The organism is Bacillus cereus group sp. MYBK220-1 (assembly GCF_051916445.1).
Taxonomy (GTDB): domain Bacteria; phylum Bacillota; class Bacilli; order Bacillales; family Bacillaceae_G; genus Bacillus_A; species Bacillus_A cereus.
Genome location: NZ_JBQAGQ010000011.1, coordinates 61,150 through 84,017, shown reverse-complemented (window position 1 = coordinate 84,017; position 22,868 = coordinate 61,150). Strand labels below are relative to the sequence as shown.

The window sequence follows — 22,868 nt, the reverse complement described above, 5'->3', positions numbered from 1 at the left end:
AATTGAAATCCGGACGAAAATCAATGAGCATCCCGTATTTTTTCGTTTCCAGTCTCATATTCTTCTTTTTAATATCAAACTCTTTCGCTACATGTAGAATAAAATTTCGATCAATTTAGCATTTATAATTATTTTCTCTCAGTAACTATTTCTTTCTACTAGGGGGATTCCATGTAAAAAAACATTCAAATCATAATCGCCACTATCGCTCTTTCTCTCGCCCTATTTAGCTTCTTTGCAAACTTCACTATTCTTTTACCTTACGTGTTTATCCTTTTAAGTATTATGTTTATCCTTTTTGGAATTGATGAAATGAAGAAACGGGAAAAAGCAAAAGCATTTGTTTATTTTCTCGGTTCTGCCTTTGTTTTATATGTTGGAGTATCTAATATATTTTCATAAAAAAGAAGAGTATGTTCGCTCTTAGTACAATAAAAAAACTGCCCTTTCACAGGCAGTTTTCCTTTTTATCCAAACACTTTCTCAAGTTCATCTTTATCTTGGCTTAACCAGAAGTTCATTAAGCGTTGTGCTCCTTCTAAGTCGTGAAGCTTCGCTTGACCACATTGTGTTTCATTTGCAGCTGGAATTTCTGTAATTTGAACCGCATCTTTTAATGTTAGTTCTAATAAATCAATGATTTCTCGTACTGTCGGTGTTCCGCTTACTACAAGATAATATCCTGTTTGGCAGCCCATCGGTGAAATATCGATAATATCAAAATGCGGATAACGATCAATATATTTACGTAAATTAAATGCTAATAAATGCTCTAACGTATGAATAACATCTGGTTTCATTGCTTGTTTATTCGGTTGGCAGAAACGAATATCAAATTTATTTACAATACCGTCACTACCTACATTGTGAACTCCGCAATGTCTTACATAAGGTGCCTTTACAATCGTATGATCTAATTCAAAGCTTTCTACTGATGGCATACAACATCTCTCCCGCTTTTAATTTAATTCCGTTATATCCAATATGATATAACGGAAATTCACATTAGTAAAGTATTATGTACAGTCGTGCTATAATACTTTAAGAATATGCTGAAAAGGAGACCGTTATGAAACAGATTTTTATTGGGATTATACGCTTTTATCAAAAATTCATTTCTCCGATGACACCACCAACATGCCGTTTTTATCCGACTTGTTCTCATTACGGATTAGAGGCGTTTCAAAAACATGGTGCACTCAAAGGTTTTTGGCTTACTTGTAAGCGTATATTAAAATGTCACCCTTTCCACCCGGGAGGATTTGATCCTGTCCCAGATAAAAAGGATGACAAAGTAAATTCTTAATTGTCGTAACCATTCACAACTAAATCTAATTTTCCTGTTTCAGGATCGATAACAAGACCGTGAACAGGTACTTCTTCTGGAAGTAACGGATGGTTGCGAAGTATCGATACGCTATGTTCTACACTTTCTTCTACACTAGAGAACCCTTGTAGGAATCTTTCTAAATCGATTCCAGAATAACGGAGTGTATCTAATTTCTCATTTGTTATACCGCGCTCTTTCATCTTCTCAATTGTACTGCTTGCCTGAATTTTTGCCATACCGCAATCGTGGTGACCAACTACACAAACTTCATCAGCACCAAGTTCATATACAGCAACTAAAATACTACGCATAATACTTCCGAATGGATGTGAGATAACAGCTCCTGCTACCTTAATAATTTTCACATCACCGTTACGCATATTCATTGCTTTTGGTAATAATTCAACAAGTCGTGTATCCATACAAGAAATAATTACCATTTTTTTATTCGGGAATTTTCCTGTTTCATACTCTTCGTATTTTTTCTCTTCAACAAATTTCTCATTGTACTGCAAAATCTCTTCTAATGACTTCATAGTAAGGAACCCTCTTTTCTCTCGTTTACACTACATAAATAGTGTACCAAAATATGAAAAACTCAAAAAGGATATCGCTTTATAGTAAAAATAAGATATTTTCAGATAATCGACATAATTCTTTCAAAATATACACACAGCTTTGTAACAAGTCTCACATACTTTAAACGTATTTTCACTATAAACTGATTGTAGATAATGTAAAAAAGGAGTGAATATTTATTATGTCCGACGTTCTGTTACTGAGTCGTTTTCAATTTGCAATTACTATTTTTTATCACTTTTTATTTGTACCTTTGACAATCGGACTTGTCATTTTAGTAGCATGTATGGAAACTCAATACGCCCGCACATTGAATCCAACATACCGCAAAATGGCAAATTTCTGGGGTAAATTATTTACAATTAACTTCGTAATGGGGATTATAACCGGGATTACGATGGAATTCCAATTTGGAACAAACTGGTCTGAGTACTCCAAATATATGGGAGACATTTTCGGATCACCTCTCGCAATCGAAGCACTTGTTGCCTTCTTCTTAGAATCTACTTTCATGGGAATATGGTTATTCGGTAAAGACAAAATTTCACCAAAGTTCCGTGCCTTCTGCATGTGGATGGTTGCACTTGGAACAAACATTTCTGCCCTTTGGATTATTACAGCAAACGGCTTTATGCAAAACCCTGTTGGCTACGTAGTACGTAACGGCCGCGCTGAATTAAATGATTTCTGGGCACTCGTTACGAATCCATACGCTTGGAATATGTTCTTCCATACTGTAGTTGGTTGTTATATTGTTGGTGCTTTCTTCGTTATGGCAATTAGTGCCTATCACTTATTACGTAAAAATGAAGTTGAATTCTTCAAAAAATCATTTAAGTTCGGCTTAATGTTAGGCTTATTCGCCGCAACAATTACACCGTTTATGGGACATCAATCTGGTGTATCAGCGGCTAAATATCAACCTGCAAAAGGAGCTGCGATGGAAGCAGTTTGGGAAACCGGAAAAGGACAAGGCTTCTCAATTGTTCAAATTCCTGATGTGAAAAACGAGAAGAATTTTGAATTCCTTACGATTCCAAAACTCGGAAGCTTCTTCTATACAAACTCATTTGATGGCGAAATTGTTGGTTTAAAAGATATTCCGAAAGATGAACGTCCAAATGTTAACCTCGTGTATTATAGCTTCCGATTAATGGTTGCACTCGGTATGTTCTTTATGGCATTAACTTGGTATGGCTTCTATTTAAACCGAAAAGGAAAACTAGAAAACTCAAAACGTTATTTAAAAATTACAATATGGTCTGTCTTACTTCCTTATATCGCGATTAACGCAGGATGGATCGTCGCTGAAGTAGGTCGCCAACCATGGACAGTATATAAACTAATGCGTACAGCAGAATCTGTATCGCCTATATCTGTTCCACAAATTTGGTTCTCATTAATTAGTTTAATTTTATTCTACACTTTACTTTTAATCGCAGACGTATATTTAATGCTGAAGTTTGCGAAAAAAGGACCTGCCGCATTAGAAGAACCTGCTACTGAGGGAGGTGTGGCTCATGTCTCATGATATGCTTGCAATCATCTGGTTCGGTTTATGGGGCGTGATTTGGACAGTTTACTTCATTCTTGACGGGTATGCACTTGGTAACGGAATGATTTTTCCCTTCGTTACGAAAGATCGACAAGAACGAAATCAATTACAAGAAGCAATTGGCCCGTTCTGGGGCGGTAATGAAGTATGGTTAATTACAGCTGGTGGCGCAACATTTGCTGCCTTCCCAGTCACGTATGCTAATATGTTTAGTTATTTATATACACCGTTATTCTTAGTATTACTTGCACTATTTGCTCGTGCCGCTGGACTGGAATTCATGCATAAAGATGATTCACCAATTTGGCAAAAAACTTGTAAATGGGCATTTGCAATTGGCAGTTTCCTAATCGCCTTCTTATTCGGTGTTACATTCGCTAACTTGTATTACGGACTACAAATCGGAAAAAATGGCTATGAAGGAAATTTACTTAGCTTACTAAACCATTACGGTATATTAGGTGGTCTTTTCTTCACTGCTATATTTGTCGTATCCGGTGCCCTTTGGGTCATGATTAAAACGACTGGTGAAGTATCTGATCGTGCTTATAAAATCGCAAGACCATTTTCAATGGCAGCTGCTATCATTTTAGCTATTTTCTATGTAGCAACTGCTAATAGAACAAACTTATTCCAAAACTTTACAGAATATCCGGTACTATTCATTCTTCCAGTACTTGCAATGCTAATGAGTGTACTCGCACTAATTATGGTGTACAAACATAAAATCGGCCTTGCGTTCACATTCGTTTGCCTAACAATCGCAATGTTTATGACAACTGGCTTTGCAGGTATGTTCCCAAGAATGTTACCATCTCGTATTAACGATGCATACAGTACAACGTTATACAACGCAGCTGGTAGTCAATTAAACTTAAAAATTATGTTCTTCGTTGCAATGGTCATGGTACCAATCGTTATTGGATATCAGCTTTGGAGCTACAGTATTTTTAAAAATAAAATTCATAAAGACTCTGCTAAAGGATATCACTAAAATAAAAAAGACACTTCATTTGAAGTGTCTTTTTTGTACGTATGATTTTCGATAAGATGTTATATTTCTAATCTAACAACTATACTACAGAAGAATCATTAACAGCTCACAGCTAGATTGTAGCACAGGACAAGTTCATCATTTTATGCAATTTTACATACTGTACTATAAAGTAAACTGTATCCCCTGATCATTCGCATCATTATCCCACACATCAGCTGTACTAATCCCGCTAAACGTTTGTACTTTCATTCCTGTATTTGATGATCCCGATCCATTATAAGCCTTCGTCTTTTCAATCGGCTGTACGTTATATTTGTCACCTACATTAATTGTTCCATTGCAGTTTTCAATAATAACACCTTCCACAACTGCCGGCATTTTGTCACCCACTTTCATTTCTTTACTTTTATTTTATGAAAATCGCCTAGAAAAATAGCATGTTTCAATAAGAAAAAGCACTCAATTTGAGTGCTTTTTCTTTAAGCATAAAGACAAGTTTGGAGACAGTTGACTTCTTCAAAATTTTATTAGGGGTAATATTTTGAAAAAGAAAGCCTTTCATATGTAGGTTAACACCACTGGAATATATAGTAAATTGATAATATTTATACGGAAGATTGCTAATGTTTAGTATAGATAGTTTACACTATGCTAACAGTGAAAACTATCTATACTAACAAAAAAAGATGCCTTCAAAAAAGACACCTTTCAAAAACAGACACTATAAAACAGAATTATTTATTGTTATACGATTGTTAGATACAAAAAGTAGAGGGAAATGTTTGTATTAAATTCTGCTTTATAAAGTCTGTCTACAACTTATATTGTAATCCTCTTCATTTGAAAAAAAATATAATATGCACAATTGCATACAAAAAGAAAAAGCACTCTACTGAGTGCCTTTTCAACCATTTTACTTTTAATATATCGCTTTGAATATATTGTAACATATGTATCCATATATTTTATTGAGAAAATTCAAAATCCTTTTTCTTTCATTTTCACTTATAAAATCATGTAATATAAAAGGTATGTCAAATTCTTATACAAGTTGAGGTGTACTATATTTATGCTGTATTTTGGAATTATTCCTCTTATATTGTTTATTATTTTTCTTATCTCATATTTAAAAGATCCGCGGAAAATAATAAACGGCTTTTTATTTAATTCCTTTGTCTGTTTTTTCCTTCTTTTTTGTGTGATTATATCTGTGAATTCAAGTAGTGATGTCCTACGCTATATTATAATTTTACCTATTTTAGCACTTCTTATTATGCTTCCTTTCGGTATTGTTGCTTTAATGTTTGGGCTATTTCTTAATGCTAGAATTTTAATGAAGCGAGAAGGAAGACGGTTCACTAACTGTTTAACACTCCTTGCTGCTTTAGGGATGTTATTCTTTATGTTACTCCCTATCATAAATCCAGCAAGTTTGGTCTCATCGCATTTAGAGCCTATTTTCGCAGCTATTTCTCTTATAAGCTTCTATTTCTTTATACACTTATCTAACTTCTTAAGCGCTTATTTTTTATACCAATTTAACAGACCAAGACGTAATCAAGATTTCATTATCGTTCTTGGTAGTGGCTTAATTAATGATAAAGTACCACCCTTACTTGCAAGCCGCATTAATAAAGCTATCGACTTCTATTGGAAACAAGCAGCTGTAAATACACCACCGACAATTATTTTCTCTGGTGGTCAAGGTCCAGATGAAGGTCTTCCAGAAGCAGAGGCAATGCAAAATTATGCTGTTGAAAAAGGAATTCCTCTTGAACATACAGTCCAGGAAAATCGCTCTGTAAACACATATCAAAATATGTTGTTCTCTAAAGAAATTATGGATTCTTTAAAACCTGAAGGTAAATATAAAAGTATTTTTACAACAAATAATTTCCACCTTTTCCGCGCTGGTATATACGCTAGACAAGCTGGTCTTAATAGCCAAGGAATCGGGTCAAAAACTGCATTTTATTACTGGCCTAACGCAATGATTCGTGAATATGTTGCGATTGTCGTAATGGGACGTAAGCGTCATATGAAAATATGTGGAACTATTTTAGGTTTCGCTTTATTCATATCAGTACTTAGTTTTATATTTTCTTAATAGCATCCCATCCTTTGAAAGGATGGGATTTCTTATACTGATTTCAAAAATATTTTAAACATAATATGGTGATAATATTCCCTGCATACATCCATTAAAGGAGAATTTTTTCAAATTAAATGTTAAAATGGAATTTAGGTGTGAATGACGTAACAAATAAGAAACTAGTTTGAAACGAGGAAATTATATGGAGAAAATTATCAAAAACAAGCCCAATAAGCTAAAAATTGCTTCAAAAGCTTTGATGATTATTATTGGGGCATTTATCACAGCGTACGGATTAGAAGCGGTATTAATTCCAAATAACGTATCAGACGGTGGTGTGACTGGTTTAAGTATCGTTAGTTCAAGATTATTTGGATTACCATTAGGAGCTCTAATCGCAGTTATTAACATTCCTTTCGTTTGGTTAGGATATAAGCAAATCGGTAAAAGCTTTGCGATTTATTCCATTATCGGGATTGCTTCATTAGCAATAGGTACCGTTGTCATGCACGGAATACCAGCTATTATTGAAGGCGATACATTATTAGTTACAGTTGTTGGTGGTATTATCATCGGTTTTGGTATGGGACTAGCATTACGTAACGGTGGGGCATTAGATGGAATCGATATGCTTGCTGTATTACTTTCTCGTAAGTTACCATTTGGAACGAGTGACCTTATTTTATTCTTAAACATGTTCGTATTTATTTTCGTATCAACGGTATTCGGCCTGCAAGGAGCTATCCTTTCGGCAATTGCTTACTTTATCGCTTCGAAAGTGATTCATATCGTTGAAGTTGGTTTAAGTGGTTCAAAAGCATTTAAAATTATTACAAAAGAGCCTGAATTAATGGTAGAAACAATTCGCGATCGTTTAGGCCGAAGTGCAACATATAACGAAGTATACGGTGGTTATTCAAGAGAGAAGTTTAAAGAAATTTCATGTGTAATTAACCGTTTAGAAGAAAGTAAAATGAAAGAACTTATTAATGAAATCGATCCACATGCCTTTATTACAGTTTATGACGTAGCAGAAGTAAAAGGCGGTAACTTTAAGAAACGTGATATTCATTAATCGTTATGAAAAAGAGGGTGTGCCAAAATTTTGGCACACCCTCTTTTTATTATTAAGTTGCTATCGTTGTCAGTTTTTGTCGGTAAGTCGATATATTTCAATAATCGCTGATATATTTTTACTTCCTCCCTTATGCCTAAATCGTACCACCTGAGAGGAATTAATTCCCATAACAAAAAAGACCAAAAAGCAAATTCCACTTTTCGGTCTCTACACTATCTTCTCTTCGTAATTTTTCCTGAACCACCGACCCTCGTTTTCGGAGGAGATGTATTCCTTGGCGGCGTTTTAATAGATGATTTTGGCTTCACATCTGATCCGCTTGAACCGCCTGGTGTTTTTGTAATTTTACCCTTGCTTCCAGTAGAAGGTGGGGGCGTCGTATTACTTCCTTTTTCAGTAATACTTCCCTTATCACCTACTGATGGTTTCGAATCTACATTATCGCCTCGCTTAATGATAGACCCTTTCCCTTCCTTCGTAATTGGAGGTGGGGTTTTCTTTTCTTCTTTCGTAGGTGGTCTCTCTGGAATAACTGGTTTATGATTTTGTCTGTCATTATATCCTCGATAATCACCGTATGATGATTTTCGTGAACCGAATATATCGTTTAATATGCTACCCATAATATATCCTTGCAAGAAGGACGGTTGGTAATTTTGACGGACAAATTCTTTATTACTTATTTCAATTAACGTATCAGATGGTTTCTCTTTATCCTTTTGCAGGTTATAAATCTTATCAGAATAAACGAGGAACATTTGATTTTCGTCTTCTTTAGATGCTTGCTTCGGTTCTCTTTCGTTAATGAGTTCCTTCGCTACTTCAGGAACTGACCGATTGGCGGCCCTATACACGTAAGATTCTTGTTTACCTTCCTTGGCAACAGATTCAAGTGGATAACGGTCTTGAATCGACTTTGTCTGCCCGCCTTGACAACCTGATAAGGCATAACCAGCAACAACAAGTAATATAACGATAGCAAGTATAGGGATCACAAACGATTTAATCATGGTAAACAATCGGTTTGACATGATTACGCCCCCTTACGTTGCTCTTATAATTTGTACATCAGCAGGAATGATTGCTTCTCCCTCATACATCATTGTGCGACCATTTTGCCATTCAATACGCAATAATTTTCGATTATCTGATTGGAATTCCCATATATACTGTTCTTCTGAAGCTGAGAATGGAGTTTTTCCCATCACAACAACACGTCCGTTATATTGTTCTTCCATATGGTACTCGATATCATCCATTTCAATTGTCGTCGGAATTTCATCAATTGAATCTAAGCGACCATCAATTGGTGTATATAATTTGTAATACGTATTTTCACGATCTTCAATTTTTAAATAACGAATGTCTTTCCCGTCTTGCAGTGTCAAAACAATTTCCTTGCGAGAATGCATACTCGTTTTCCCAGTTAATTCGTACATGACTAATGAAACTTCAATCATATCACCAGGAGCTAACGTTAAAAGACTCTTTTCCGGCTTCGGTGGCTCTGGGCTTTTCATTATATTTTTAATTCGTTTAAATAAACTCATGATCTACCCCTCCTTTTCTCTTTATAAACAAGCACCTAAAATAAGTGCACCAACAATATGTAATGATCCAGCTAACATCGCATGTGCAACGCTGCCTTCTTTCGTACCTTCTTCTAAATCTAAGCCAGACATTTTCTTTAACACAAATTCGATAAACATTTCTACCACTAATAAAATAACGAAAGAAACTGCTGATGCAAGTAGCGCTTGCCATAAATCATTTGCTTTCGTTATCGATTGAGATAAAATGTACCCTTGTGCAAATAATTTCATAATAAAACGAGTTGTTACAGCTGTATTTCCATTTTTGATTTCTTTTAAATCATTGTATTTTGTAAAAATTGAATCAACCCACATAATTGCAAATAAAAGTACTGCACTCGCTCCAGTCCATACAAGCATGGCAACTACATTCATCCATGTCATTGCAAAACCTCCTCTAAAATATAATAGAAAACCGACATGAATATATTTAGACATGTCGGTTCATTTGTCTTTATTCTATATTATTTCTCATACTGCTTCATAATACGAGCTAATTCATCGTCAACAGCAGAATTTTTGCTTAAGCTTGCGAATTCATCATCTAATGACTTTTCTTTCTTATAAACTTCACCGCTTGCTTCCGCTTCAGCCTCTAATTGAAGAGCTTTCTCTTCCATACGGCTTAAACCAGCTTTTGCTGAATTTGAATCAAATCCAGACATCGCCTGATTAATATTCTTTTGTGCTTTCGCCGCATTTACACGCGCTACAAGTGTTTCACGTTTATTTTTCAGCTCATTTAATTGCTTACGCATTTCTTCTAGCTTTAGGCGCAGGTTATCAGCAGCAGCTTTATTTTGCTCGTAGCTTGCTTTATACTCATTCATTTTTTGCTCTGCATTTTGTTTTTCTTCTAATGCACGACGCGCAAGATCTAAGTTATTAGCTTGAACAGCCGTATGAGCCTGCTCTTCACGTTTTTTCACAAGTGCTTCTTGCTCTTCAAATAATATTTTGAATTTCTTCTCAAGTGCGATTTGAGCTGCTACACTTTTCTCAGCCTCTTGTACATCGGCTTGCATATCGCGTAAATATTGATCAGTCATCTTAACTGGATCTTCCGCTTTTTCAATTAACGAATACACATTTGACATTGTTAAATCTCTTAATCGTTTAAATACAGACATCTAAATTCCTCCTATGATATACCTCATATTTCAAATTCACTACTTGGAAAACTGAAAAATCTCCCTTTACAGTAAAGAATATTCATTTTACAGCCTATGTGTTTATTATAACAAAACTAATATGTCCTTACATGTTATTTCCAAAATACATCCATTATAATATGACATTCTATATACAATATTGTATTTCTAATATATTCTCATTATCCCTCTTTGGAATTAACTTACTTTTGTGCATTTTCACTAAATTACATAAGTGTAATGTTACTGTAAGCTAACTCGATAGTTGCATTCCGATATTTCTTATACACTAATACCAGAAGCAACAAACAAGCTTCTTCACATGTAAGCACTAATACAAAAATTGTATTTACTATAAAACATATAAAAGGAGAAATCATCATGAAAAAATTAGTAGGAATCGGATTAGCAGCAGCAATTTCACTTGGAGCATTATCAGGTTGTTCTTTATTAGGAGAGAAAGCGAACGGCTTTGTACTGTACGGATCAGAAGAACAAGTTCAGCAAATTACAGATAAAAACAAAAAAGAAGTGAAAGAAAAAGACTTCTATAAAATGAAAATGACAACATTAGATGGTAAAAAAGTTCTTGTAATGGATAAGAAAACTGGTGAAGAACTAGTGAAAAAAGAGTTACTTAGCAAAGTTGATGAAAAAGACAACACGAAACCACTTGATAAATTACCAGCTGTAACAACAGAACAAGGTGTATTATTTGCAAAAGAAAAAGTAGAAAATGCTGCACTTGATGGGGCAAAATTAAAATATGAAGGCAACACAATTATCGGAAGTGGTCGTGCATATACAGATATGTATGCGATTGTCGATGACGCAACTTACAGCAATGTAAAAGGTGATGAAAAATCTGTAGGTGTATTAAAATTTGATAAAGACCCAAGTAAAGAATTCCCTGGTTACAAAGGCGTAGAAGCTTCTCAACTTGTAAAAATTAAAAAGTAAAACAAAAAAGCTTTGCGAAATTCGCAAAGCTTTTTTCTATTTATTATGAGCAATTTGCTCCATATCCGGGCTACAAGTTTGCGACTGACATGACTTATTTAAAGAACATGCTGCGCATTTTCCTTTTTTACTTCTCTTTACAAAATTAACTAACGTATATGCTGCATAACCAAAAATGATAGCTCCAATTATAATATTGACCATCATCACAATACATCTCCTTCTAGAATCCGAGTAAGGATCCAACTTGGTATATAATGAGCGTTAATACATAAGCAACTACGAGTGGATAAACGACTGAGAAAATCGTCCACTTCGCTGATCCTGTTTCACGTTTAATAACAGCTACCGTCGCTAAACACGGAACATATAATAAAATAAAGAACATAAATGCATAAGCTGATAATGCTGTATAATGTGCTCCCATTACATTTCCAAGCACATCTTCTTTAACTGCATAAATAATTGCCATTGTAGAAACGACAACTTCCTTCGCTAAAAACCCTGTTAAAAGGGATGCTGCAGCTTGCCATGTTCCGAAGCCGAGCGGTGCGAATAGTGGTGCGATAAATCCACCAATCATCGCTAAGTAACTGTCTCCCATATCAACACCAAATCCTGATGGACCTGCATAGTTTAATAACCAAATGACAACCGAACCACCAAAGATGAATGTACCAGCTTTACGAACAAATCCTTTCCCTTTCTCCCATGTGCTTAGCCATAATGTTTTTGCTTGTGGCACACGGTAAGGCGGTAATTCAATTACGAAAATAGACTTTTCCGCTTTCAAAATCGTAAGAGACATAATTTTTGTAACTAATAACGCAAGAACAATCCCTGCAACATATAAAGAAAATACAACAGTCGCCTGACTATGCGGGAAAAATACGCCCGCAAATAATGCATATACAGGTAATCGTGCTGAACAAGACATAAATGGTGTTACTAAAATGGTAAGTAAACGTTCTTTTTCCTGTTCAATCGTTCTCGCAGCCATGATACCTGGAACGTTACATCCAAAACCGATAATCATCGGAATAAAAGCTTTTCCGTTTAAGCCGAAAAACTCCATAATTCTATCCATAACAACTGCAATTCGCGCCATATACCCTGAGTCTTCTAATAATGAAATAAAAAAGAATAGTGCAAAGATTTGTGGTACGAATACTAATACAGCACCAACACCGGCAATAATACCTTCTGTAACGAGCGCTTGAATAAAATCAGAAGCTCCAATACTTGTAAGTCCAGCCGTCACCCAATCCGTAAGCTGGCCACCAAAAAACTCATCTAACATATCCGATAAAGGTGTACCAATCCACGTAAACGTAACCTGAAAAATAAAAAACATAACTGCTAAAAAGATTGGAAGTCCTAAAATTTTATGTGTAATTAATCTATCAATTTTTTCTGAAAAAGGAATTTTTCCTTCTTTCTCATGCTTCATAACATTTGTTTTTAACTTTTCAATATACGCTTCACGAGTTTTGTAAATGTGCTCTTCTAACGTACAATCAAGTTTTCCTTCTAAGCGAGATCGAATGGCTATGAGTTCCTTATAAATTGGTAATGCTTTCATTTCTTTTTCTACTACTTCGTTATTGCTTAAAAATTGAAGTGCTAACCATCTCGGATGCTCGTAATTCGCTGTCTCTAAAAGAGCAATTACTTCTCCAATTCCTTCATCCATTTGTACACCATATGAAATAAGGAATGGCTTTTTCTCTTGTTTGTTATTTTCTTTAAGAGTCGTAAGCAGTTCTTCACAGCCTTTTCCACTTCTTGCAACAACAGGAACGACTGTTACACCTAATAGCTCTGATAATCGTTTTACATCAATGACAATTCCTCTTTGCTTCGCCACATCAACCATGTTTAAACCAATTGAGACTGGCTTACCAAATTCAAGTAACTGCAACGTTAAATGCATATTTCTTTCAAACTGCGAGGAATCTACGATATTTAACATATGATTAAATTCTTCTGTTAATAGAAAGTTTGTTACAACACCTTCATCACGTGAAACTGGATTTAAATCATAAACACCTGGTAAATCAATTAATGTTCCTTGTCTATCTTTTAATTTACCAACCTTCTTTTCTACTGTTACACCGCTCCAGTTTCCTACATACTCATAAGAACCAGTAAGTGCATTAAATAATGATGTCTTCCCTGTATTCGGATTCCCTAGCAAAGCTACCTTATTCACGCTAATTCCACCTTTATCATTTTCGCGTCACAATGACGAATACTAATTAACTGTCCACGACACTCCAATGTACAAGGACCTTTGAACATCGCTTTCTGTTTCAGGCGAAGTTCGCTTCCTTCAGCAAGACCGAAAGCAGCTAGTCTACGCTTTAATAGCTGATCTAAAGACTGAATACTTTTTACTAACACTTTCTCTCCAATTTTAATATCTACTAAGCTCATAACCTTCCCCCTCAGAAGAGAATGATAATTATTTTCAAAAAAATTATACCACACCCAATTTCTCTTGTACTATACCCTTTTGCTTCATATTTATTAACATTTCGCTACAATTCTATTTCAATTATTGTCATACTGTATTCGTTTGCCATTCTCATCCATTTCGCTTACAATAAACAATAGCAAATAAAGAATTTCGTTATCACTGGGGGAGCCATGCCGCTGAGAGGGAACACTTCGTTCCGACCCTTCGAACCTGTTAGTTAATGCTAACGCAGGGATTGTGCAAACGTCCGAAATACATACCTCATTTTTATTTACGTATTTCGTATCCTCCTATGATATCTATTCTTTTTTGTATAACTTGGATTTAGGGGGAAACAACATGCGTAACACCAATTTACAAGCGATGATCGAATCTGCTATTCTTGCAGCCTTCGCCATGATTATCGATATTTTACCATTATCACTTAAACTTCCAACAGGCGGTTCTATCTCATTCGCTATGATTCCTATTTTTATTATTGCTTACCGCTGGGGCTTTAAATCAGCTTTCTTAGGCGGTTTAGTTTGGGGACTATTACAAATTGTCGTGGGAGATGCTTATATTTTAACACCTGTTCAAGCATTCATTGAGTACTTCATTGCCTTTGCTTTTATCGGATTTGCTGGCTTATTCTATCGTCCAATTCAAAAAGCACTTTTAACATCCAATGAAAATAGCTTAGAACAATCAAATTTAGGTAACCGTAAAGACAAACCTTCATCAAAACAAAATCAGGGTAAGAAAGTCCTTGCTTATATTATCCTTGCTACATTTATCGGTAGCTTTGCTCGCTATTTCTGCCACTTTATTGCCGGCATTATTTTCTGGGGACAATATGCACCGAAAGGTCAATCAGCTGTGTTATATTCATTAATCGTAAATGGAAGTACAATGCTTGGTTCTTTTATTTTATGTACCGTTTTACTTATATTTTTATTTATCACTTCACCACGATTATTCAAAAGCATCAGTGCTTATCAAATGAATACACAAAAAAAGGGCGCTTAATGAGCGCTCTTTTTTCATATCGTAATATCAATTAAAAATACAATAAATGCGCAAAAGAAAATAAATACCATTATACTTAGCCAATTGCTATGCACGGTTCATCGACTCCTTACATAACCTCATATTCTAAACAAATTATACTGATTAAAAATAAAGATTAGGTAAAGATAATATGAAAATAAATTAAAAAAGCGTAAATCATATTATTTACGCTTTTTTCGGTAAATAGAAGTAAAATAACACACCATCTTCTGTATTTCCTGCCCCATATTCAGTATCATGTAGTTCTAAAATATTCTTTGAAATGGCAAGCCCAAGTCCCGTCCCACCTTGTGAACGCTGACGAGCTGTATCCACTCGATAAAAACGATCCCAAATTTTATCTAATTGTTCTTCTTCAATGTGAGTACCTTTATTTTCAATGCACACTTTTATACGATCCTTCTCATCTATTGTAGAAATAATAATATCTTCTTTATTTGGTGTATAACGTATGGCATTCGTAATGAAATTCACGATGACTTGTTCAATCCGGCCTTGATTTGCAATCACTTCAAATGAACATATATTTTTATGAACACGAAGCTCTTTTTTCTCTATTTCCACAGATAGATGTTCACATATGTCTTCAATTACTGTATCAATATAAAACGAATCCTTTTTCATTTTATATGTACCAGATTCAAATTTAGCTAACTCAAGCATATCCAAAATTAACGTATCCATTTTGTCTACTTCTCTCTCCATTGCCTGAAAATAATACTCTTTTTTATGTTCAGCTACCCCGTCTTTTAAAATAGAAATACAGCTTTTCATAATACTTAGCGGTGTTTTTAATTCATGTGAAACACCAGAAATGAATTCTTTTCGCGTCTTTTCTAACTTTCTTTCCTTTTCAATATCTTCTTCTAACTGCCCAATATGCGAATGGAGTTTATTTGATAGAACATTAATATTTTTCGATAAATCTCCAATTTCATCTTTTGAAGTAATCGGTATTTTTTCTGTAAAATCTAATTGTGCTATTTTCTTCGTCGTATCATTTATTTTTAGTAATGGTTTTGCAATTTGTTTTGAATAATAAAACGAAGCTAAAAAAATAAGAACGACTACAAATGCAATGATATAGATGTAATAATCTTGCACCATTTGTACAGCTTCATCTACAGGCTGTAAAGAAGCCATCGCATAAATATATGTTACTGATCCATCTTTTTCTTTTATTGGTTTCATTAATAATTTATATTTTATATCATTCTTTTCATAGTCCATTGTCTTTGTTGAATACTCTATTTGATTACTCTCTTTTAGTAATACATCCGTTTGAAATTCTTTTATACTATCCAAAAACAAAGTATTTTTATAAATTGGATTTACGAGGCCTTTTACATCTGGAAACTGTACTTTTGTAACAAACCCACCTATATAAGCATCTGGTTCTTGGGCAGCTTGCTCCTGAACAGCCGGCTTCTTTTCCTTACTTACTTGTTCCTCAGCTGCTTTCTTTTTCTCCTCATCTAATTTACTCATTTTCTCCTTAAATGCTTTTTCTAACGGTTTATTAGATCCACTTAAATTCTGCTTAGATAACGAGAAAGAGAATGGAATAAAACTATCTCCTTTTTTCACTCCAGAAAAATAAATTCCTTGGCCTAGAAACTGATCTGATGATTTATTCTCAATCTCTTCTATATTGACGAGATTGCCTAAAGGAATTTTGAATATTTGTTGTCCAAAGCTCTTTTGTTGCCTACGATCTATCGTTACTTCAAAATAAAAATCATCTGCATGTTTTAAATTCCCGTTCTTATCTAATGTCGTAATCCACGTATTATTTTCTCTTAAAAAGTCTTGCTCTAGTTTTTGAATTTCTTCTGCATTTCCTGCATAATTTAAATAATTCTTCTCAAAGGAATTTAAATTTACTTTAATATCTTCCACTTTTCGATTCGCATAATATTGTTTAAAAAATATCGTTTGTCCAATAAATATCGTCGCTAAAATCAACATACATAATGCTGTTGTAAGAGTAAATAATTTTAGTACAATTCCTTTTCTCATATATTCCCCTCAAATTTATAACCAGTTCGTACTACAGTTGTAATGTACTTTGCTTTCTCTCCTAATTTATTTCTTAAATTACGAATATGACTATTCACCGTTCGATCATCACCAGCAAATTCATATCCCCAAATTCTTGAAATGAGTTGCTCTCGCGTTAAAACGATTCCTTGATTTTTCATGAAATACGCTAATATTTCAAATTCTGTATGCGTTAAATTAATATCGGTTCTATCTACCGTAACAGTGCGAGACGGAAAATGAACGTGAATGCCGTGGATTGATAATGTATCATCTTCATTCTCTAAAAGTTGCTTTGTCACTTTTCTGCTTTCTAACAACCTTTTCGCTCTTGCTAATAAAATTGGCGGACTATACGGCTTCGTCACATAATCATCTGCCCCAAGTTCAAAACCAAGTAACGTATCGTCTTCATCTACACGCGCCGTCAGCATAATAATAGGCACCTCGGACGTCTTTCGAATCCTTCGGCAAACAGACCATCCATCGAGTTCTGGCAACATAATATCTAAAATAACTAAATCAACCTCTTCTTCTTCAAATACAACTAAAGCCTCTTTCCCGTCCCTCGCTTCAAACACTACATATTGCTCACTTAAAAAATAATCTTTTAATATTTCACGTAATATGTCTTCATCTTCAACAATTAAAATGTTTTTTGACATAACTTATTTATCCCCCTCTCGCTTTCAGAAACTATAATTTCACTTTGAATAACTAGCAGTTAACTTCGCCTCGATAATATATCTATCTGGTGCATCCCCTATATAATTAAATGGGTAACAAGTTGTCAGTGTTAATATCGGTTCTTCTTTTTTTATAATAACAGTGCGATCATCCGCATGGGTAATCCACGTCTTTTGAATTTCGTATGTGTACGTTTTATTATCATACTCTAAAATAAGAGTATCCTTTTCTTTCAACTCTCCTAAATCTGTAAATACAGTATCTCGATGTCCACTCAGTACAGTATGTCCCCCTCCAGATGGAGTTGTCGTTAAATCGCTAACGAACATACCCACTCCTTTTTTCAAAGTCGTATCATCTGCTCCCCAATATATAGAAAACTTCTTCTTTATTTTCGGTATGTTTAACATCGCTACCTTTTCTCCTTCTTTATGTTCTGTTTGAGAAGAAGGCACTTGAGAAGTTACAGGTGTTTCATGAGAAAGTTGAGTATCTTGTATATTTTTAAGGCTCTTTATTTCTTCTGCAGTTAATTGCCCGGCAGAGCTTCTTCCTTTATACCATTCCACAGCATAATAGGATCCCATGAATAGCCCTATAGCCATCAATATGATACCGATATAATTGAGTAACTTCATTCTTCATTCCTCCATGCCAAAAATGGTAGGAGTAACCTACCATTTTTAATATATGAAATTATCCCATTCTTTATAGGAAAATATTTTATTTACGCTTTAATCTTATTGCGACGATTCAAACCAAATAATGTACCTACCGCTACAAGACATGCACTTAATCCCATCATTACTACATTATTCGATGCTGTATTTGGTAATTTTTCACCTTGTATAACTGGCTTTGCTACTTCTTTTTTAGCTACTTCATTCTTTTGCTCGGCTTTTATCGCTGCTTCTTTTTTGGCCATATCGTTTTTTAACTGTTCTTGCGCTATTCTCTTTTTCTCTTCTTCACTTTTTTTCTCAGCTTTTATTGCTTCTTCTTTTTTAGCCATATCATTTTTTTCTTGTACTTGTGCCGCTTGCTTTTTCTCTACTTCACTTTTTTGCTGTTCCTTAATTGCTTCTTCTTTTTTAGCTTTATCTTGTTGCACTTGCGCTTCTTCCTTTGTTACTGTTCCAGTATCTGCACTCGCTACTGAAGAATATCCTACTGTTAAAAGTGCCATTGCACAAATTGGTAATAGTCTCTTTTTCATCTTAATTCTCTCCTTATATTTTATTCACATCAACTCGCACCGGATGTATTACTAGAATAAGCAAGAGATATAAATATAAGATGCAGATGAAATATATTTCATTTAAAGATTTCATTGTAGAAAAAGAAAAAAACATCGCAATATGTACGATGTTTTTTCGGGTGTGTGTCTCAATTATTTACATGTTACTTTCGCGTGATTTGGAAGTAGAACGGGCCGGAGCGATAACTAATTGTCTCGGCTCAGTTTTCTTGAAGTGATTTTTGACGTTACACTTACGACGTTGAACAACCCACGCTTTAATAGGGTTTGTTAAAATAATCTTTTGCTCTTCGTTAGGGGCCTCTTCTTCAAACCTACAACTCTCGCTCCATTTATTCCATTTCATTGTAAATTTAGAAGAAGAATGATCATCTTCACGATCAAACAAGTGCAAAAAATCCATTTTTCCATCTAGCATTACGGTGTTACTAGTCGCTAAAAAAGAAAAGGTCGTCCAACGTTTCTCCATGCCCTCCTACTCCTTTTTCACATATAGAGTGCCTAAAACTTAATTTACCTAAAATATGCTTGCCTTTTACCTTACACCCATAGTTTATCCAAAATGCTATTATGCAACTATCGATTTGCCTTACAACTACCTTACATTTTTGTAAGAAACAAAAAAACCTTCACTCGATATAATGAAGGTTTCTTACTTTTTATCTATATGATCTCTCATATCATCAAGTCCAGCTTCTTTTAGCTGCGACATCATACCGTGCGAAATTGCTCCTAACACTAAAGTCATTCCAATTAATGAAATACGAATCGCAGGTACATCAATTACGTAAGCCAACAGGCCAAGAACAATTGTTAAAAGTAATGCTTTTATAAATGTTACACTTGTGTACTGTTTCTTCTTCATCATATTCACCCTTTATGGAAGCGTTTTCTTAATACACTTAGTATATCATATCATCAGATGATTTTGGCGTTATCTTTGTAAAAAATTACTATCTCCTTTGACTTTTTCTATTCTATCCTTTACAGTCGAAATGTTCGCAAGTTTTACACTGTAGGAGGATTACAATGAATATTGAAATAAAAGACACTTTAATTTCTGAAGAACAATTACAAGCAAAAGTGAAAGAATTAGCACTTCAAATCGAACGTGACTTTGAAGGAGAAGAAATCGTAGTTATCGCAGTATTAAAAGGTTCATTCGTATTTGCTGCTGATTTAATTCGTCACATCAAAAATGATGTAACAATTGACTTTATTTCTGCATCTAGCTACGGAAATCAAACAGAAACAACAGGAAAAGTGAAACTACTAAAAGATATCGACGTAAACATTACTGGAAAAAACGTAATTGTTGTAGAAGATATTATCGATTCTGGTTTAACACTTCATTTCCTAAAAGACCACTTCTTTATGCATAAACCAAAAGCACTCAAGTTCTGTACATTACTTGATAAGCCAGAACGCCGTAAAGTGGACTTAAAAGCTGAATATGTTGGCTTCCAAATTCCAGACGAATTTATCGTTGGCTACGGTATCGACTGTGCTGAGAAATATCGTAACTTACCATTTATCGCTTCAGTTGTAACGGAGTAATCGTATAACTTAAAAAATTGATAGTACATAAAATGTATATCGGCGATTTTTTTAATATATCGACTTACCGACAATAACTGACAATGTTAGCATCCAATTAATAGGGAGAAGCTGTTCTAAAATACATGGGAACAGCTCCTTTCTTTCCATTACAAACTACAGGGAGAGATGAAATATGACAAAGACAAAATTTGAAAAAGTACTCCTCATCGTAAATCCGAAAGCTGGTCAAGGTGACTTACATACAAATTTAACAAAAATCGTACCACCTCTTGCCGCAGCTTTTCCTGATCTACATATCCTTCATACGAAAAAACAAGGTGATGCAACAAAATATTGCCAAGAGTTTGCTAGTAAAGTAGATTTAATTATCGTCTTTGGTGGTGATGGAACAGTATTTGAATGCACAAATGGCTTAGCACCTCTCGAAACTAGACCTACACTTGCAATCATTCCAGGTGGAACTTGCAATGACTTCTCTCGCACACTTGGTGTTCCGCAAAACATTGCAGAAGCAGCAAAACTTATCACAAAGGAACACGTAAAACCAGTTGACGTTGCAAAAGCAAATGAACAACATTTCTTAAACTTCTGGGGCATTGGACTCGTATCTGAAGTATCAAACAATATCGATGCAGAAGAAAAAGCAAAGCTTGGTAAAATCGGTTACTATTTAAGCACAATTCGAACTGTAAAAAATGCTGAAACATTCCCGGTAAAAATTACTTATGACGGACAAGTATATGAAGACGAAGCTGTCCTTGTCATGGTTGGAAATGGTGAATATCTTGGTGGTATTCCATCCTTTATTCCGAACGTAAAATGTGATGATGGAACACTTGATATTTTCGTAGTCAAATCAACAGGTATTCAAGCATTTAAAGATTACATCGGAAAGAAACTATTTGAAGACTCAAATGAAAATGACATCTTCCACGTAAAAGCGAAATCCATTCATATTGAAACGAAAGAAGAAAAAGAAGTAGATACAGATGGAGAAAGCTCGCTTCATACACCTTGTCACATTGAATTATTACCAGGACACTTTACGATGATTTATAATCCTGCGGTTGTGTAAAGAAAAAAACGAGTGCTAGCACTCGTTTTTTTCTCTTCTAATCTAGCTATGTCGTTGAATCATTTCTTGTATTTCTTTAACTCTCTCTAAAGTAATTCCATTTCTTTGTTCGATTGCTAAAGGATGCTCGGTTGGCTCTAATTCAACATACGGTGCCGTTCCAACTTCTCTTATATGTACATTTGTTTTTAAATTTAATGTTTCTGGATAAAATGGTATTTCTACAGATAACCAACCAAAATAAGGATCACTATTTTCTCGGCCTCTCTCATCCCACTTTTCTAATACTTCATCATAACTTTCTTTACTAAGTGATACCCAAACAGTCCATATGAAATTTTCGTGGTAGTCAATGATAGGAATCTCTAAACATCCTCTAATAAAATAATGTTCATCATCCATTACACAAAGATCCGATGTTAAATGGATGCGTCCCTCTCTTTCATGGGGCGCTACCTCGTAATAATAATATGGCGCTTCACTTCCGTAGCATAGAGGTAGTGCAAAACGATGCATTTGTACTTTTTCTCCGGATTTTCTTCTTCTTTTCATTTGTTATTCTTTCTCCTATCCTTTTCAGTCACAATCAAACTCTACCCAATTTCTCCAATGCGTATTAGCATTTTCATTCACAATAACACTTGGATCTTTCTTCTCTATTGCAGAGGCTACTGATTGGAAGAATTCATTTTCACTTACTTTTTCGTCTTCAACATGTTTCCATTCTTCCGTTTCATACGCTACTTTCCAGTCGCCTTCTAAACCGAACTCTTCTAAAATTTCTCCTTTATCCCACCACAATAATTTTTGAGCTTCCTCATTAGTAGCAAGCATACGCATGAAGTATGTTGGATAATGCTCTGTCGTTTGTACTTCTATTCCATTATTTATATAATCTTCTTCTGTAAATTCATATTCAAAATGATGCTCGCGAATTTTTAAACTGCCGTTATAAATATTCGGTATAAATTCACCTTCATCATCAAACAACTCATAATCGCCATTATTTAATTGTAAAATGCAATCATCACCCATTGAATGAGTAATTCTATCGCCATATACTTGAATATCATTACATACACCTAATGAACCTACACCAACAATTTGAAACACCATTAGCCAATCCTTAGTATCTTTAAAGAAAAGAGAGAATTTCACTTGTGAAATATCAATATATTCATTATCAAAGGCAGGAAATTCATACTTACTTTGCTTTTTATCTAATAGTTTTAAAATATCTTTTTGCATATGTAGCATCTTCACCCCGATATAAACAAAAATATTTTTTTAATTTCACTAGAGTATAACATAACCATACTTACCTGTGACATTCTAATAACACTACTAAAAAATAGAAGAATGGCTTGTTTGCATACTCTAGTTCT

Annotated in this window: 28 protein-coding genes and 1 riboswitch; of the genes, 10 read left to right on the top strand and 18 right to left on the bottom strand. The window is 34.5% G+C overall.

Going from position 1 to position 22,868, the window contains the following annotated elements:
• Window positions 1-183: 183 nt before the first annotated feature.
• Window positions 184-402, top strand: coding sequence for a YczI family protein (locus ACTFRU_RS27410; protein WP_232481219.1), 219 nt, complete (start codon window positions 184-186; stop codon window positions 400-402).
• Between the two features lie 65 nt (window positions 403-467).
• Here the strand turns inward: ACTFRU_RS27410 and luxS are convergent, their stop codons facing one another.
• Window positions 468-941, bottom strand: coding sequence for an S-ribosylhomocysteine lyase LuxS (luxS, locus tag ACTFRU_RS27405; RefSeq protein WP_001141371.1), 474 nt, complete (start codon window positions 939-941; stop codon window positions 468-470).
• 128 nt (window positions 942-1,069) lie between these two features.
• On the opposite strand from luxS, the gene yidD reads away from it, so the two are divergent.
• Window positions 1,070-1,306, top strand: a complete 237-nt coding sequence (gene yidD / locus ACTFRU_RS27400) for a membrane protein insertion efficiency factor YidD (protein WP_000809334.1) — start codon at window positions 1,070-1,072, stop codon at window positions 1,304-1,306.
• Here the strand turns inward: yidD and ACTFRU_RS27395 are convergent.
• Entirely contained in the window at window positions 1,303-1,866 is a 564-nt protein-coding gene (locus ACTFRU_RS27395) for a beta-class carbonic anhydrase (protein WP_000838169.1), read from the bottom strand. The two genes, yidD and ACTFRU_RS27395, sit on opposite strands and share 4 nt — an antisense overlap.
• A gap of 224 nt (window positions 1,867-2,090) precedes the next feature.
• Here ACTFRU_RS27395 and cydA point away from each other — a divergent pair, with 224 nt between their 5' ends.
• Both cydA and cydB read left to right on the top strand, forming a co-directional pair.
• Window positions 2,091-3,440, top strand: coding sequence for a cytochrome ubiquinol oxidase subunit I (gene cydA / locus ACTFRU_RS27390; protein ID WP_001286188.1), 1,350 nt, complete (start codon window positions 2,091-2,093; stop codon window positions 3,438-3,440).
• Complete coding sequence (gene cydB, locus ACTFRU_RS27385) at window positions 3,430-4,458, top strand: cytochrome d ubiquinol oxidase subunit II (RefSeq protein ID WP_000017662.1); 1,029 nt, start codon at window positions 3,430-3,432, stop codon at window positions 4,456-4,458. Before cydA ends, cydB begins: the two co-directional genes overlap by 11 nt.
• Before the next feature lie 165 nt (window positions 4,459-4,623).
• On the opposite strand, the gene ACTFRU_RS27380 is transcribed toward cydB, so the two are convergent.
• Window positions 4,624-4,857 (bottom strand): spore germination protein, encoded by a 234-nt coding sequence (locus ACTFRU_RS27380; protein WP_002001299.1) that lies wholly within the window; start codon window positions 4,855-4,857, stop codon window positions 4,624-4,626.
• Between the two features lie 673 nt (window positions 4,858-5,530).
• Here ACTFRU_RS27380 and ACTFRU_RS27375 point away from each other — a divergent pair.
• Together ACTFRU_RS27375 and ACTFRU_RS27370 are read left to right on the top strand one after the other, a co-directional pair.
• Window positions 5,531-6,568, top strand: a complete 1,038-nt coding sequence (locus ACTFRU_RS27375) for a YdcF family protein (protein ID WP_000965218.1) — start codon at window positions 5,531-5,533, stop codon at window positions 6,566-6,568.
• A gap of 187 nt (window positions 6,569-6,755) precedes the next feature.
• Window positions 6,756-7,628: a YitT family protein gene (locus ACTFRU_RS27370; RefSeq protein ID WP_000411240.1), complete on the top strand. Its 873-nt coding sequence runs from the start codon at window positions 6,756-6,758 to the stop codon at window positions 7,626-7,628.
• Between the two features lie 215 nt (window positions 7,629-7,843).
• Here the strand turns inward: ACTFRU_RS27370 and ACTFRU_RS27365 are convergent, their stop codons facing one another.
• The 4 genes from ACTFRU_RS27365 to ACTFRU_RS27350 all read right to left on the bottom strand — a co-directional run bounded on the left by ACTFRU_RS27365 (window position 7,844) and on the right by ACTFRU_RS27350 (window position 10,353).
• Window positions 7,844-8,662, bottom strand: a complete 819-nt coding sequence (locus tag ACTFRU_RS27365) for a DUF4247 domain-containing protein (protein WP_000071190.1) — start codon at window positions 8,660-8,662, stop codon at window positions 7,844-7,846.
• A gap of 12 nt (window positions 8,663-8,674) precedes the next feature.
• Entirely contained in the window at window positions 8,675-9,181 is a 507-nt protein-coding gene (locus ACTFRU_RS27360; protein WP_006920701.1) for a DUF4178 domain-containing protein, read from the bottom strand.
• Between the two features lie 21 nt (window positions 9,182-9,202).
• On the bottom strand, window positions 9,203-9,607 hold the full coding sequence (locus ACTFRU_RS27355) for a DUF350 domain-containing protein (RefSeq protein WP_000220087.1): 405 nt from the start codon (window positions 9,605-9,607) through the stop codon (window positions 9,203-9,205).
• Window positions 9,608-9,687: 80 nt separating this feature from the next.
• Window positions 9,688-10,353, bottom strand: coding sequence for a PspA/IM30 family protein (locus tag ACTFRU_RS27350; protein ID WP_000110291.1), 666 nt, complete (start codon window positions 10,351-10,353; stop codon window positions 9,688-9,690).
• A gap of 402 nt (window positions 10,354-10,755) precedes the next feature.
• On the opposite strand from ACTFRU_RS27350, the gene ACTFRU_RS27345 reads away from it, so the two are divergent.
• Window positions 10,756-11,334 carry a lipoprotein BA_5634 family protein gene (locus ACTFRU_RS27345; protein WP_000737501.1) on the top strand — a complete coding sequence of 193 codons (579 nt, stop codon included), beginning with the start codon at window positions 10,756-10,758 and terminating at the stop codon, window positions 11,332-11,334.
• A 36-nt stretch (window positions 11,335-11,370) separates the two neighbouring features.
• Here ACTFRU_RS27345 and ACTFRU_RS27340 read toward each other — a convergent pair whose 3' ends face one another.
• Genes ACTFRU_RS27340 through ACTFRU_RS27330 form a run of 3 tightly spaced genes read right to left on the bottom strand, consistent with a single transcriptional unit; the run spans window position 11,371 to window position 13,770 of the window.
• Window positions 11,371-11,541 (bottom strand): FeoB-associated Cys-rich membrane protein, encoded by a 171-nt coding sequence (locus tag ACTFRU_RS27340; RefSeq protein ID WP_000989598.1) that lies wholly within the window; start codon window positions 11,539-11,541, stop codon window positions 11,371-11,373.
• 16 nt (window positions 11,542-11,557) lie between these two features.
• Entirely contained in the window at window positions 11,558-13,546 is a 1,989-nt protein-coding gene (feoB, locus tag ACTFRU_RS27335) for a ferrous iron transport protein B (RefSeq protein ID WP_001044848.1), read from the bottom strand.
• Window positions 13,543-13,770, bottom strand: a complete 228-nt coding sequence (locus tag ACTFRU_RS27330) for a FeoA family protein (RefSeq protein ID WP_000060512.1) — start codon at window positions 13,768-13,770, stop codon at window positions 13,543-13,545. Before ACTFRU_RS27330 ends, feoB begins: the two co-directional genes overlap by 4 nt.
• 194 nt (window positions 13,771-13,964) lie before the next feature.
• A riboswitch (TPP riboswitch) is annotated at window positions 13,965-14,066 on the top strand.
• An 86-nt stretch (window positions 14,067-14,152) separates the two neighbouring features.
• On the opposite strand from ACTFRU_RS27330, the gene thiT reads away from it, so the two are divergent.
• Entirely contained in the window at window positions 14,153-14,821 is a 669-nt protein-coding gene (thiT, locus tag ACTFRU_RS27325; protein ID WP_001246588.1) for an energy-coupled thiamine transporter ThiT, read from the top strand.
• 207 nt (window positions 14,822-15,028) lie between these two features.
• Here the strand turns inward: thiT and ACTFRU_RS27320 are convergent, their stop codons facing one another.
• From ACTFRU_RS27320 to ACTFRU_RS27295, 6 genes are all read right to left on the bottom strand, one after another.
• Window positions 15,029-16,882: a sensor histidine kinase gene (locus tag ACTFRU_RS27320; RefSeq protein ID WP_001225341.1), complete on the bottom strand. Its 1,854-nt coding sequence runs from the start codon at window positions 16,880-16,882 to the stop codon at window positions 15,029-15,031.
• Window positions 16,879-17,568, bottom strand: a complete 690-nt coding sequence (locus ACTFRU_RS27315; RefSeq protein ID WP_000041856.1) for a response regulator transcription factor — start codon at window positions 17,566-17,568, stop codon at window positions 16,879-16,881. The genes ACTFRU_RS27320 and ACTFRU_RS27315 overlap by 4 nt, the downstream gene beginning before the upstream one ends.
• A 39-nt stretch (window positions 17,569-17,607) precedes the next feature.
• Window positions 17,608-18,228, bottom strand: a complete 621-nt coding sequence (locus tag ACTFRU_RS27310) for a class D sortase (RefSeq protein ID WP_000771592.1) — start codon at window positions 18,226-18,228, stop codon at window positions 17,608-17,610.
• Between the two features lie 89 nt (window positions 18,229-18,317).
• On the bottom strand, window positions 18,318-18,806 hold the full coding sequence (locus tag ACTFRU_RS27305; RefSeq protein ID WP_025709998.1) for an LPXTG cell wall anchor domain-containing protein: 489 nt from the start codon (window positions 18,804-18,806) through the stop codon (window positions 18,318-18,320).
• 178 nt (window positions 18,807-18,984) lie between these two features.
• Window positions 18,985-19,317: a hypothetical protein gene (locus ACTFRU_RS27300; protein WP_000415613.1), complete on the bottom strand. Its 333-nt coding sequence runs from the start codon at window positions 19,315-19,317 to the stop codon at window positions 18,985-18,987.
• Between the two features lie 183 nt (window positions 19,318-19,500).
• Window positions 19,501-19,716: a hypothetical protein gene (locus ACTFRU_RS27295; protein WP_002001286.1), complete on the bottom strand. Its 216-nt coding sequence runs from the start codon at window positions 19,714-19,716 to the stop codon at window positions 19,501-19,503.
• Between the two features lie 161 nt (window positions 19,717-19,877).
• Between ACTFRU_RS27295 and hpt the strand changes: the two genes are divergently transcribed.
• Window positions 19,878-20,405: a hypoxanthine phosphoribosyltransferase gene (gene hpt, locus ACTFRU_RS27290; RefSeq protein WP_001019294.1), complete on the top strand. Its 528-nt coding sequence runs from the start codon at window positions 19,878-19,880 to the stop codon at window positions 20,403-20,405.
• 175 nt (window positions 20,406-20,580) lie between these two features.
• Window positions 20,581-21,483, top strand: a complete 903-nt coding sequence (locus ACTFRU_RS27285; protein WP_000167902.1) for a diacylglycerol/lipid kinase family protein — start codon at window positions 20,581-20,583, stop codon at window positions 21,481-21,483.
• Between the two features lie 42 nt (window positions 21,484-21,525).
• On the opposite strand, the gene ACTFRU_RS27280 is transcribed toward ACTFRU_RS27285, so the two are convergent.
• Window positions 21,526-22,035, bottom strand: coding sequence for a DUF2199 domain-containing protein (locus tag ACTFRU_RS27280; protein ID WP_025709997.1), 510 nt, complete (start codon window positions 22,033-22,035; stop codon window positions 21,526-21,528).
• 24 nt (window positions 22,036-22,059) lie between these two features.
• Window positions 22,060-22,731: a DUF7003 family protein gene (locus ACTFRU_RS27275; protein WP_025709996.1), complete on the bottom strand. Its 672-nt coding sequence runs from the start codon at window positions 22,729-22,731 to the stop codon at window positions 22,060-22,062.
• Window positions 22,732-22,868 lie beyond the last annotated feature (137 nt).